The organism is Spirosoma flavum, from assembly GCF_042686045.1.
In the GTDB taxonomy this organism is placed as follows: Bacteria; Bacteroidota; Bacteroidia; order Cytophagales; family Spirosomataceae; genus Spirosoma; species Spirosoma flavum.
Window position 1 is genome coordinate 991,091 of record NZ_JBHUOM010000023.1, and the last position, 12,216, is coordinate 1,003,306.

Annotated in this window: 11 protein-coding genes; 2 read left to right on the top strand and 9 right to left on the bottom strand. The window is 46.6% G+C overall.

From position 1 onward, the window contains the following. The first annotated feature begins 177 nt into the window (after window positions 1–177). Window positions 178–1,239: a ferrochelatase gene (gene hemH, locus ACFS25_RS24905; protein ID WP_381506453.1), complete on the top strand. Its 1,062-nt coding sequence runs from the start codon at window positions 178–180 to the stop codon at window positions 1,237–1,239. A gap of 217 nt (window positions 1,240–1,456) precedes the next feature. Here the strand turns inward: hemH and ACFS25_RS24910 are convergent, their stop codons facing one another. The 3 genes from ACFS25_RS24910 to ACFS25_RS24920 form a co-directional block, all read right to left on the bottom strand. Then, window positions 1,457–2,056 (bottom strand): FMN-dependent NADH-azoreductase, encoded by a 600-nt coding sequence (locus tag ACFS25_RS24910; protein WP_381506456.1) that lies wholly within the window; start codon window positions 2,054–2,056, stop codon window positions 1,457–1,459. Between the two features lie 520 nt (window positions 2,057–2,576). Further along, on the bottom strand, window positions 2,577–2,726 hold the full coding sequence (locus ACFS25_RS24915) for a hypothetical protein (RefSeq protein ID WP_381506458.1): 150 nt from the start codon (window positions 2,724–2,726) through the stop codon (window positions 2,577–2,579). Between the two features lie 97 nt (window positions 2,727–2,823). Then, on the bottom strand, window positions 2,824–3,906 hold the full coding sequence (locus tag ACFS25_RS24920; RefSeq protein WP_381506460.1) for a hypothetical protein: 1,083 nt from the start codon (window positions 3,904–3,906) through the stop codon (window positions 2,824–2,826). Window positions 3,907–4,111: 205 nt separating this feature from the next. Here ACFS25_RS24920 and ACFS25_RS24925 point away from each other — a divergent pair, with 205 nt between their 5' ends. Next, complete coding sequence (locus ACFS25_RS24925; RefSeq protein ID WP_381506462.1) at window positions 4,112–5,029, top strand: OmpA family protein; 918 nt, start codon at window positions 4,112–4,114, stop codon at window positions 5,027–5,029. Between the two features lie 77 nt (window positions 5,030–5,106). On the opposite strand, the gene ACFS25_RS24930 is transcribed toward ACFS25_RS24925, so the two are convergent. The 6 genes from ACFS25_RS24930 to ACFS25_RS24955 all read right to left on the bottom strand — a co-directional run bounded on the left by ACFS25_RS24930 (window position 5,107) and on the right by ACFS25_RS24955 (window position 12,180). Continuing rightward, a complete protein-coding gene (locus ACFS25_RS24930) occupies window positions 5,107–5,979 on the bottom strand; it encodes a DMT family transporter (RefSeq protein WP_381506464.1) in 873 nt (290 codons plus the stop codon). Window positions 5,980–6,074: 95 nt separating this feature from the next. Further along, window positions 6,075–6,335 (bottom strand): DUF5615 family PIN-like protein, encoded by a 261-nt coding sequence (locus ACFS25_RS24935; protein ID WP_381506465.1) that lies wholly within the window; start codon window positions 6,333–6,335, stop codon window positions 6,075–6,077. Further along, window positions 6,332–6,571 carry a DUF433 domain-containing protein gene (locus ACFS25_RS24940; protein ID WP_381506467.1) on the bottom strand — a complete coding sequence of 80 codons (240 nt, stop codon included), beginning with the start codon at window positions 6,569–6,571 and terminating at the stop codon, window positions 6,332–6,334. The genes ACFS25_RS24935 and ACFS25_RS24940 overlap by 4 nt, the downstream gene beginning before the upstream one ends. Before the next feature lie 28 nt (window positions 6,572–6,599). Further along, the gene (nadE, locus tag ACFS25_RS24945) at window positions 6,600–8,699 is read right to left on the bottom strand and encodes an NAD(+) synthase (RefSeq protein WP_381506469.1); all 2,100 of its coding nucleotides are present in this window, start codon (window positions 8,697–8,699) and stop codon (window positions 6,600–6,602) included. A gap of 362 nt (window positions 8,700–9,061) precedes the next feature. After that, a complete protein-coding gene (locus tag ACFS25_RS24950) occupies window positions 9,062–11,551 on the bottom strand; it encodes a S9 family peptidase (protein ID WP_381506471.1) in 2,490 nt (829 codons plus the stop codon). Between the two features lie 149 nt (window positions 11,552–11,700). Further along, window positions 11,701–12,180, bottom strand: a complete 480-nt coding sequence (locus ACFS25_RS24955; protein WP_381506473.1) for a DUF4843 domain-containing protein — start codon at window positions 12,178–12,180, stop codon at window positions 11,701–11,703. Window positions 12,181–12,216 lie beyond the last annotated feature (36 nt).

The window sequence follows — 12,216 nt, forward strand, 5'->3', positions numbered from 1 at the left end:
ATGGTGCGAACCACATGCCTCATAAATAAAATCTATACAAATCTAAATCATATCTTACCAACAAATCTATCCTTATCGTATTTTTGTTGGTAAAATACATGGCCCACCCATCTTGAAAGCAGCCGCTACAACTAAAATGGCTGCAACATAATCGTTATCACCACAGTTTTTCTAAACATGGACGTTTCTGTTTTGCAACCACCCGTTACTGCCCAAAAATCGTATGGCAAAACGGGCGTTTTAATCGTTAATCTGGGTACACCAGACAGTCCCGCTGTGCCGGACGTACGTAAATACCTGCGTGAGTTTTTGATGGATGGGCGGGTCATCGACATACCATTGATTCCGCGTTTTCTGCTCGTCAACGGCATTATTGCTCCTTTTCGCGCGCCCAAATCAGCCAAAATTTACAAGCAGCTGTGGACAGAAACGGGTTCACCTCTGAAGTATTATGGGAAGGTTGTTGAGCAGGAGTTACAAAATGCGCTGGGCAACGAGTATGTTGTCAGATTAGCCATGCGCTATCAAACTCCTTCTATCGAAGCAGGTTTAGCCGAATTCCAGCAACTCGGTTTGACCGATATCGTCGTTATTCCGTTTTTCCCGCAGTATGCCTCAGCGTCCACGGGTTCGGTTTACGAGAAGGTGATGGACATCGTCAAAACTTGGCAGGTGGTTCCGGCAATTCGTTTCATCAACCGCTTCTTAGACCATCCGAATTTCATTGAGGGGTTTGCTCAAATTGGTCGAAAATATATGACCGCCTATGATTACGACCATTTCGTCTTTAGCTACCATGGACTACCCGAAAGGCAGATTCGGAAGGGAGATGTAACAAAAACCGTTTGTCAGTTTGGCGAATGCTGTGGGTCACTTCACGCGCTGAATCAGCATTGTTATCGGGCGCAATGTTTCGAAACAACGCGCTTGTTGGTAAAGGCCCTTAACCTTCCCGAAGGCAAATACATCACCTGCTTTCAGTCACGGTTGGGCAGCGATCCCTGGATTAAGCCCTATACCGACGAAATCATCAAGGAACTCCCTGCCAAAGGCATCAAAAGTGTGTTGGCTTTTTCGCCCGCCTTCGTTGCCGACTGTTTAGAAACAACCATTGAAGTTGGGGTTGAGTACAAAGAATTATTTGAGCAGGCGGGTGGTCAACACTGGCAATTAGTTGAAAGTTTGAACGATAGCCCGATTTGGATTGAGACGTTAGTTGACTTAGTCAAGACGGTGTAGTTGGGCCTGTGCTTATGACGAAAGCCCGCTTCTCGGTTAGAGAGAGCGGGCTTTAAATTACGGTAGATACAGAACGGAGGGTAATAAGACACAATTTACCGCAACACAGTAAACTTATTCGTCAATATCAGGCTGTAAATGTGTTATACAATTCACTAACGTTTCTCCAGAAATAATATTTTTGTTACCCGTTCTTTTTGCAATAGCTATCGAATCTCTACAGTACTATGGTTGCAATAGCCTTTTCCAATGAGATATCTCCTGCACCGGGGATGCCTGTCCCTTCCACCCGAAACAACGATAAATCCGTGAGGCCCAGAAATCCCAGAAATGTTTTCAAATAGGGAGCAGCAAAATCAAGCGACTGAGCCGGTTCTGCCGAATAAAAACTACCACTAGCCAGGGCAATATATACTTTCTTGCCTTTTATTAAACCGACCGGGCCTTTTTCTGAATACTGGAAGGTGACACCCGCACGGGCAATATGATCTATCCAAGCTTTGAGAACGGACGGAATCGAGAAATTCCACATCGGTGTACTGATTAGTAGAATATCGGCATCCATGATCTCCTGAATTGCTTCATTTGAGTGCTGAACAGCAGCTTTACTTTCTGGGGTGTAGCTATCTTCCGGGGCATAGAAAGCAGCCAAATGAACCACTTCTACGTGTGGAAAAGGCGTTAGGTTTAGATCACGGGTCTGCACCGTACTGCCAGGATTAGCCTCTTTGATTTGCTCAATGATGGCGTATCCCAATTTACTACTGAAGGACTCATCGGCGCGTGGGCTGGCAATAATATTAAGTATCTTTTTCATTTTAACCTTTTAGTTAATTAGTCTATGCAATTGTACTAATTAATTTATGGACTTGATATAAATCTATTTTCATCGATTTATAAATTAAATATTAGTTTATGATCAGATTATTAACCGGAAAATCTTTCGATTTCATATTTAGTTAATTTAAAACCCGTTTAAAGCTTTGAAAGCATTATTTTTATATAATCCATTGATAATGAATTATATAAATGTTAATACATTTAACTTAATTTGTTATGAAAATAATTTTTTCGTTCTTTTCATAACAAATTCTTTTGGCACTTTCACCATTTGTACCGCTGTAAATACATTGGTTCATAGTGACAGGAGAAAGTGCCATTTTTTTTATAATTAAAACGCATACTAAACACAGGTTCACACGCGATTTCATCTATTTATCAGCCTGTATAAAATGCTAACTACTGTACAAAAAACATAAAAAAAGTCTGTTGTTATTTTTATGAAGAAGCAACGACGAACTTTTTTAAGCTAGTCTGTATTCATTATGCGACTAATTTTATAGCAGTGTAAATAAGCCTTTGATGACCGATACCAGTCGAAGTGCATCAAAACTACGCGGTTCGCTGGAACCGTGTTTCAGGACGTTTTCTTGGTGCGACCGAACGCAGAGTTCAAAGCCGTTAAGGGCTGATACAGTCAGGCTCATCCATTCGAAAAATCCTTACCCATTATATTCACGTATTCACAAAAAAGCCCGATAAGCAAATTTGCTTATCGGGCTGCACTATACAGAGACGTTGGAGTTAGGCTGCTATCTGTAAATAAGACTCCTGCCCCGACTGTGGTTCCTCCAACATCGGCGTAATTATGGTATTCATACGCTCACGAACGAAACTCTCCTGCAAGTACGATGGTAACTTGGCCACCAACTGTCGATATGCCTGAATACCGAGCGCCTTGGCGATGTACGCTTCATGCACCGAATTAACGTGTGCCACAATATTTACCAAACTCTGATGGAACAGTTTAACATCGATTTCGGAATCAACAAACCGTTCAATCTCCCGGTTGGTTGACGAGATGCGTAAGCGGCTTAACATGTCAAAGTAGGTCGTATAGCCGATTTGCTTTGCTAATTGCTTGTATTGGTCCACGCTGAATTTTTGCAGAATTTCACCCGTCTTCGGGCTACGCAAAGCCGTCTTCGGATTCGTCTGAATGGCATTACGCAAAGCCCGCACGCGCTGGTCGCGGGTTGTCTTAAGAAACTGGCTTAATTCAGCCTGTGCCGAAGCCGACCGCGACGGTAACAATAAATCTGTTTTTGCGGCAACACTGAATCGTTTCGCCATCGGCAATCGCTGAATGCGGTAGCTGTTGATCGGTCCAAGAGCATAATAGCCAATGGAAGCCGGATAATAGCCCCGTACAACTGCATTGCCTACCCGTTTGCGAATCAGCTCTTCATTGCTAACATTAACGCCTTGCACCGCTAAAAATGCCCGTGCGCTAAATAAGGCACTATAATATGCCTGTGGGAATGTCCAGTGCAGTGAGCTTTGCAGATACTGCTCATCATTGACAACAGGCGTAATTCTGAGTGCATATTCGGCACTCCAACTATTCAATAATAATTTCTCTAATGCTTTGCGGCTATCATCGGTTACAAGCCCGTAAAACTGCTGAAAAACGGGGAACTTAGCAATGTCGAAAAGGTCGTTCTGGTGATGAATATGGTAATCCATCGCAAAAAAATGGTTCAGAAACACCTGCGCCGGAATAGACTTCCGCCAGTTGTCGTCAATCGGCAGATTGCTCGCCGAAGTCGGTGCAAGAGGTGCCTGAGCGTTCGGGGAATGCATCGTCACGTTGGTTATCTGTGTCATATTTAATTAACGAAAAAGCGGCTCCATGCGTTCATTTTTTACTAACTTTTCCACCCAATTAAACAACACATTATCAGGCAGTTATACGCATTTTTTATATACTAAATTTGGCCCTATAATCAGTCCATTCGGTATATAATCAATATCTTAATTTTTGCGTATTTAAATGTACTTTTGGGCAACTTTCCAACGTTGCCTTTATAGTATGAATTGGACAAAATATGTATTATTTGCGGGTTGTCTGTGCCTGAGTGACTTGGCATCGACAACCGTTTGGGGACAACCTAAACACCAAGTTGCCCCTACTGATGGCTCGGCCTCTCTGGAAGGAGTTGTGCAGGATGCTAAAACGGAAAGACCTATTGCCGGAGCAATTGTGATGGCAAAAAATCAGGAAGGCACTGTTCGTTCACAACAGGTTACCAATGTTGACGGAACGTTTCAACTCAGGCTGGACCCCAAGCAATCGTATATCATCACAACCAAAGCGAATGACTATACTGCGCTCGATGAGCAGCTGGCATTTACATCGGGAAGTACGAACCGACTCTACGGAAAAGTAATTCGCTTATTTCGAAGCACGTCAAAGCCCGTTAGTGTGGCAACCACAGCAGCATCGTCGGTGGCTCCTTCGGTTTCTCCAACCCCAACGGTATCAGCGACGGCTGGTCAATCTGCCGCTGGCAATACTAAGAATGTTGACAACTCACGGATAACTCCACCTAAAACGCTCGATGCCAAAGTAATTTATACGCCCCCGCTCATTGTGGCACCTACAGGCAAAACAATCCAGCTACAAGCCGTTCAGTTTGTACAAAGTAAATCTGAACTCCTGCCCGATGCTCAACCGGCTCTTGAACAGCTTTTACAATTTATGCAGGGGAAACCCACCGCCGAAATTGAGTTATCAGGCCACACCGATAATCAGGGCGACTTCGACCAGAATCTGCTATTGTCGAAACAGCGTGTGGATGTAGTGAAAGACTACCTGGTGAAAAATGGCATTGTGGCTAATCGTATCACCACACGCGGCTACGGCCCTACGCGCCCTATTGCCAGTAATAACTCAGAAGCAACACGGAAACTTAACCGTCGTGTAGAAATGATTGTGGTGAAGCAATAGCGTGGATTATACTTAGTCCTGTGGTAGTGGACCAATTTGTAGTATGTAGGTTACAACTACCCGGACTAAAGTCTAGATTACTTGCTCCGACCCAGCCATAGCCCACCAATCACTAATCCAGTACCAACGACAGTGTATGTTGTGATGGGTTCGCCCATGAGCAGATAGGAATACGCAAAACCAAAAATCGGGCAAAGAAACAGCCATAACGAAGCCCGGATAGCATCTTGCCGAACGAGATAAAACCAGAGTTGCAGGGCCACCACTGATACGGGCACAATTAGCCAGAATACCGACAGCCAGAATCGTTCGTCGTAGTGCGATGCACTAAAGCCAGATGAATCCAGAGCAATAGCCAGAAGCGTAAATGGGATAAGTAGTACCCCGCCCAGCAAGACCTGCCAGCCGTTGATCACGAGATTAGGAAGCCGCCATTCGATACTGGCATAATAGACCGTGGCGGCTGATACCGAGACCATACCCACCAGCAAAATCAGCAATCCCTCAACGGTTGCGTAGCTGTTTTGGAGTAGCGGGTAGGTCGCAATCCCTACACCAACAAGGCCCAGCAACAAACCACCCATTTCTGTCCAGCGCGGCATCCGACGCAACCATATCGCCGACAACAGGGCAATAAACAGCGGATTGGTCGCCGTTGACAAACTACCGATTCCTGCTGATACTTGTTTGAGCGCCAGTACAAATGCGCCGAGATAGATAGTTGTATTGAGCAGGGCGAAGATGGCTAGTTGCCGCCATTCCAGGCGGGTAGGCCAGGCGTCTTTTTTGCGCTGAATTCCATACGCAAACAGGAGCATTCCGCTACCGGCTATAAAAAACCGAACGTTAGCCAGAATAAGTGGATGAACCGACTGTACACCAAACTTAGTAGCAACCGAGGCTGACGCCCAAAGGGCCGCAAAAAGAATACCGGGGAGAAGTTGTTTCAAAGTTACATTTTTCGAATTCGCACTTTTTTCACTGTAATTACTGTAAATGAGTTCACCAATTTATCCCCGTAATCACGTATCGCTTTCAGAATAATTTATCCCTTTTCTTCGGATGTTGTATGAGGTAAACGGTAAAATATAATTCCACAATGAATCTGGCCTTTCTGAAAATGTAACTTACCAAAGTCGCTATCACCCGTCAATAATACAGCGGCTGACGAAACTGATGTGTCAAGCACCGTTTCATCAGCTACACCACCCTGCGTTTCCTGTATCGATGTTATATTATATCCTTCCGAACGTAGCAGGCGAATTACTCTGCCTTCTACATTTTCATCGGCCAGCAAATTTATCATGCCACTAGTTTGCGGCTTTGCTTGCTATGTACTGTACGAGCCGCAAATCGCAGACAAGCATATATAGCCTCATGGGTAAGATGAGGATAATCGTCTAATAGCTCATCGACAGTTTCCCCATACCCTAACTTTTCAACAATTAGTTCTACAGTAATTCGAGTGCCTTTAATGATAGGCTTACCGAGCATGATAGCCGGATCGACCGTGATATAATCCTGCCACTTTACATCAATCATGTCTCCTTCTTTTTTGACAAAGATACATCTAAAACCCAATCTTGCCTTTGCGACCGTTTGGCTTCTGCTCGTTCGCCCAGTCGCGCATTTCGGTTAGTTCTTTCTCGAAACCACCCGACAAAATTGGGAAGCGGCACCATGAGCGTGGATCTAGATTGTGGTCGTCGAGATGAAACGAGGGTGCATAACGCTCACGTTTCCACTGGTTGCGGCTCCAGAGTTTGAAGAACCGTTCAACCCATATTAACAATTTATCGCGGTCGTGAATTGGCCCCCCATCTCGACCAGCGTAACGAACTTCAACTAGTTTCAGCACCTCAACCGGTGATTGCTTGTCCCGAATAGCGGCTTCTTCAATAGAATTCAGCACGTCATACGGCATCAGATCGTCTTCGTCGGTCTGCTTCTTGTCTAAAGGTCGGAGTTCGGCAGTGGGTTGCAGGTTGTTAACAGCCTGTAAACCTTCCACCTTGATCAACTCATCCGGTGCCGTTGGTTTACTGGCTAAGCTCGTACGGTCGGTGGGTTCGGGCGCATTTTTAACATTCAGACCAACGGTTTCCAGCCACCGTAACCAACCCCGCAGAAAATGCTTGTCAATGCCTGTTATCGGCGAAATACTACCCGCCGTGTCGCCATCCATCGTTGCATAGCCAACGGCGGCTTCAGAACGGTTCGACGTGGTGAGGAGCAAGGCATTGTTGATATTAGCCAGCATCCAGATACTTGGTGCCCGAACCCGCGCCTGAATATTTTGCAGTGCCAGATCGTCGGTATCCCACGACAGCTTGCGGCCCAACTGTTCTTCGATCAACCCGCGATATGTTTCAACAAGGCCGTTAATATTGATATTCAGGAAATTCGCACCTATGTCGGCGGCCAGTTCTTTAGCGGAGTTAAACGTATCGTCCGACGAGTTCTCCGTACCCTGGTACATAACGGTTAACAGTTTCCCGATCATTTCTTCGGGCGTTTTACAGCTCTGAATTGCCTTGATGTAGCCGAGTTTTTTCTTGACGCCATCAAACCCAATATTTTCAACAGCCATGCGAATCATCAGGAATACCAGTGCGGCAATGGAGGATGAATCGGCTCCACCGCTCAATGAGAGTACATAGCCCTGCGAGCGGCTTTTTCGTAAGTAATCGAATAGGCCAAGTGCAACAGCCCGTGCAAATTCTTCCTCCTTTAAATAGCCGCCCCGCTCCCACCCTTCAAGTTGGGCCTTTTGGATAACCGGTGCGATATCTGGCCAGTCGAAGCGATCCACAACGCGCAGATTTGGGTAGGCTAAGGCAAGGTTGGATCGGTTTTGAGTCTGATTCAGGCGAGTAGCTTCCACATCGACAACAGCCGAAACGATCAGAAAATCTTCGTAGCTCAACCGGGCACCCGACACTAACAATTCGCCGTTAGAAGCCACCATCGAGTCACCATCGTAGATCATCCGACCCGCTTCATTGCCCAGCATGTTGCAGTAAACGTAGCTAACGCCAAAGGCGCGTGAGGCATCGACCACAAACCGTTCGCGCACCTGCGATTTCAGGAACGCAAAGTGACTGGCAGTCGGGTTCAGAATAATATCAACACCCCGTTCGTACAGGATTCGTCCGGGACGGTTAGCGACCCAGGCATCTTCGCAAATTTCAAATCCGACCCGAATCCCCGACAAATCAAAGACAAGATCGCCAAAGGGGTATGAGAACTCACCAATTTTGATCTCGTCACGGACGTAGGCCGTCCAGGGCTGGAACCAGCGCGTTTCATAGTGAACACCATTATTGGCAAGGTGCTGTTTTACGGCAAAACCCATAATTCGTTTGTTAACGATCAGACAGGCCGTATCGAACGTACGATTGTTGTGCCGCAACGGTAAACCGACAGCTACGGCGATGTCGTTCGTATACTCAACAATTTCCAGTAGTGAAGCAATGGACTGATCGATGGTATTTTGAGCAAAAAATGCATCTTCGCAGCCATACCCCGAAATACTTAATTCGGGCAAACACAACAGACTTACGCCCTGCCGTTGAGCTTCTTCGATGGCGTTGATGATATTTTGCTTGTTGTGATCCCAGGCAAGCGGGGTTTGATTCAGGACGCCAGCAGCTACTTTAAGAAGTTTCATGTAGTATAATGAAGATTGAGCAAATGAGTATTGACCTATTCACCTAGCACAGATCAGCGTGCATTCATTCGAATAACAAAGATGAGCGTAAAATGGGTTTGCCAAGGTCGGAATGTGGAAGAAAACAAAGCAAAAAACACACGTGTATAGCCCGACACACACAACGTCAGCCCTGTTAACTGATTAATCACGTCGGCGCATCGACACTTATATGGTATAGATCAATGGTTTATACGTATAAATCACACAGAAAAACCAACCACCAAAAAAGCCGAGCCAGGATATAACCGGCTCGGCTTTTTTGGTCAATTAATTCGGGAGCGTTAAGAAATCGCGTTAACTCATCCCCTGGCTTTCAAAAACTATCGTTCGTTATTTCCTCCGCCTACTTTACCGGCTTTGTTCGCCTGTCCGGTAGGTTTTGGATTCTTGACATATTTATCCAGCCAGCCGTTCATTTCCCACAGCATGTGTAATAGCGATTCTTTCGCCGTATAGCCGTGGCTTTCGTAGGGCAGGAATACCAAACGCGTTGTGGCACCAAAGCCTTTCAGCGCATTATAATACCGTTCAGACTGAATTGGGAATGTACCCGTGTTGTTGTCAGCTTCCCCATGAACCAGCAGCAAAGGCGTTTTCATTTTGTCGGCATTCATGAACGGAGACATTGTATTGTAGACATCCGGAGCCTGCCAATAACTGCGTTGTTCATTCTGGAATCCGAACGGTGTCAATGTTCGGTTGTAGGCTCCACTGCGCGCAATTCCACCTTTAAAAAGTTTGCTGTTCGACAGTAGATTGGCCGTCATAAACGCGCCGTAGGAGTGACCACCCACACCTACCCGGCTCGAATCGACCACGCCCAGCCGGACACCTTCATCAATGGCAGCTTTGGCACTCGACACTAGTTGCTCAACATATGTATCATTTGGTTCTTTGTCACCCTCGCCCACGATAGGAATGCTGGCGTTATCCAGAATAGCATATCCCATAGTCACGAAAGCAGCACCACCCCAATAGCTAATCCGGTTGAACTGGTAAGGCGACCCGGATGCCTGACTAGCAGCTTCTTTACTCTTGAACTCGGCAGGATAGGCCCACAGAAACGTCGGTAACGGCCCTTGTTCTTTCTTATAACCAACGGGTAAATAAAGCGTAGCCGTCAGTTCCACGCCATCGGCCCGTTTGTAGCGAAGCTGTTGCTTCTGAATTCCTTTCAATTGTGGGTAAGGGTGCGGAAAGAAAGTCGCCTGAATGGGAGCAATCTTAGCTTTCATGTTACGGACGAAGTAGTTTGGGTTCTCGTCGGGCGTTTCGCGGGTGGTTAAAATCACTTGCCTGGCAGCATCCAGAACAGCAATAGGCCGCTCGAAATAGGGAGACGCCGACCGCCAAAGTTCGCGGCTCTGCTTCGTTTTCAAGTTCAGTAAGCTAACAAATGGTCGGTCACCCTGGGGTGATGAGCCCATCGCATTCAGCATGAGAATCTCATCATTGGGGAGCAGGTTCAGCACTTCACGACCGTATTGGTTGTGTTTCATATCTGGCTGACCAGGATTCGTGTACCGATCTTCATAAGAGCGATCGAAGAGGACAGCCGTCTGCCAGTTGCTGGGATTGACCGTTTTAGTTATGGTTTTACGGCTCTGCCACCATCGTTCGGTAGCCAGCGCGGTTGACGCATTGCCCCAATCGAAGTTCTCGAAACGAAATTGAGCCGCATAGATTTCTTTCGGCTGTGCAGAAAATGGAGCGTCACTTTGGAAGACTTTGTCCCGAATATCAGCTTTTACCTTAGGGTCGCCATTGTCCTGAGCAACCGTATAGTAAACCGACGCCGGAACATCTGCCCGCCAGTTAAAATCGCGCGGGCCAGTGGGTGCTCCATCACGGCTGTATGGTACACTTTCCTGTAATGGTCCATCATTCAGGCCCTTGACCAATGACCCGGCAATAGCATAAATTTCTGTTTTAAGCGGAAACCGATTGACAGGTACTAAATACGAAAACGGCGTGTGGACCGTCTCAATCATAACGTACTGACCATCTGGCGAGGGGTCTGCCGAGAGAATAATACCCGGCTGACCGATGTTGGTGGCCGTTCCATCCAGACTCAACCGTACAACCTGCGCTGTAGTGTAGAATGCAAACTGCTTTTCGTCCGATGGGTTTTTGAGCAAATCCTGATAGGTCGGAGCCTGACCACGGGTTCCTTTCACGTTCTCCTGGGTTGTGGGGCCACCCGGAACCCGGCTGAGCTCAGGAGCTGGCCCACGCCCGGTCGGAATTGTTTTCACGATCAGGCTTTTGCTGTCAGATACCCAGCGATAGGGTGTGCCCAAAGTTGCATTGAGTGCGATAGAACCAACTTTTTGGGCGGCTGCGGTAGCGACATCGGCGATGTAAAAATCTATTCGACTGTCGGTCGAGCTAGCAAAGGCAACTTTTGTTCCATCAGGAGACCATTGAACGAAACTAATGAGGGGCGTAGCGGGCAAGCCCGTTATCAGTTTTTCATCTTTATCGGTCAGTTTTTTGATCTTTAACCCCGTTATGTAGCGGGCCCGGCTGGGTCCATTGTTAGCCGGATTCAGGCGTAACCCGGCCAGTTTGAACTCGGGCTGAGCCAGTTCGTCGATACCGGGAGCAGATGCTTGTTCGAGAATGAGCATCATATCTCCTTTGTCCGACATGCTAACATTGGGCGTGAGTGGGGCTGTTACCAGATCGGCTAACGCTTTGGGTGGCGTCTGGTAGTTTAGCGCATCCTGAGCTTGTCCGGCCAGCGAAAACGTGAGCCAGAAAAGGAGCAAAAGCCCCCGGTTTTGACGAGTAGTTAGATTGTGAAGCATATAGTAAGAGGTTATTTCAGGTTAACAAACAAAGATACAGACCAATACGGTTTGCCGATCGTTATTTTTCGGTAGACGGAAAACATAACCCCACCCTATTCTACAGCTATAGGGTGGGGTCTCAACTAGTATGTTGGCTGCATTAGAAACTAAAAAGAAATCCGATAGCCTACCTTCTTATAATTTTCGTTCGGCAGGATATCCGACCCATTTCCTTCCAATGTCAAGACCAAATCAACGGTCTTGGTTGTCGTGGTCGGTGCAGTTCCGGTTAAAATCTCGACAACGCAATTGCCCATGCTCGACTTGGCAGGAATAGTGAACGTTCCACCACTCAGCTTATAATGGACACCTTCTATCGCAGTCGTGTTGTCTTTATCGACGGAGAACTTAATAACTTCGTCTTTAGCCCGTTGGACGCCTACCAGATTTACCTGGGTAGTCTGAGCGCCCGCTCCATTCTTAACCGCAAGCAATGGATAGGTTTTTCCAACGGCCAACGACGTAACAACCGTGGCCTGAAATTCAACAACTGCTTTTTTGTCAAACAGGAAGTCATTTTCCTTAAAGCATGAAGTTTGTGTGACTAGAACAATGCCTATTAGCACGAAACGCAACAATATTTTCATAGCAAAGTAGTGTTAATGATAAGAACGCTAAGTCGA

Excerpts from the sequence above, each read along its gene's own strand:
- hemH (WP_381506453.1), top strand. The coding sequence starts at position 178 with ATGGACGTTTCTGTTTTGCAACCACCCGTTACTGCCCAAAAATCGTAT.
- ACFS25_RS24910 (WP_381506456.1), bottom strand. The coding sequence starts at position 2,056 with ATGAAAAAGATACTTAATATTATTGCCAGCCCACGCGCCGATGAGTCC.
- ACFS25_RS24915 (WP_381506458.1), bottom strand. The coding sequence starts at position 2,726 with ATGAGCCTGACTGTATCAGCCCTTAACGGCTTTGAACTCTGCGTTCGG.
- ACFS25_RS24920 (WP_381506460.1), bottom strand. The coding sequence starts at position 3,906 with ATGACACAGATAACCAACGTGACGATGCATTCCCCGAACGCTCAGGCA.
- ACFS25_RS24925 (WP_381506462.1), top strand. The coding sequence starts at position 4,112 with ATGAATTGGACAAAATATGTATTATTTGCGGGTTGTCTGTGCCTGAGT.
- ACFS25_RS24935 (WP_381506465.1), bottom strand. The coding sequence starts at position 6,335 with ATGATAAATTTGCTGGCCGATGAAAATGTAGAAGGCAGAGTAATTCGC.
- ACFS25_RS24940 (WP_381506467.1), bottom strand. The coding sequence starts at position 6,571 with ATGATTGATGTAAAGTGGCAGGATTATATCACGGTCGATCCGGCTATC.
- nadE (WP_381506469.1), bottom strand. The coding sequence starts at position 8,699 with ATGAAACTTCTTAAAGTAGCTGCTGGCGTCCTGAATCAAACCCCGCTT.
- ACFS25_RS24950 (WP_381506471.1), bottom strand. The coding sequence starts at position 11,551 with ATGCTTCACAATCTAACTACTCGTCAAAACCGGGGGCTTTTGCTCCTT.
- ACFS25_RS24955 (WP_381506473.1), bottom strand. The coding sequence starts at position 12,180 with ATGAAAATATTGTTGCGTTTCGTGCTAATAGGCATTGTTCTAGTCACA.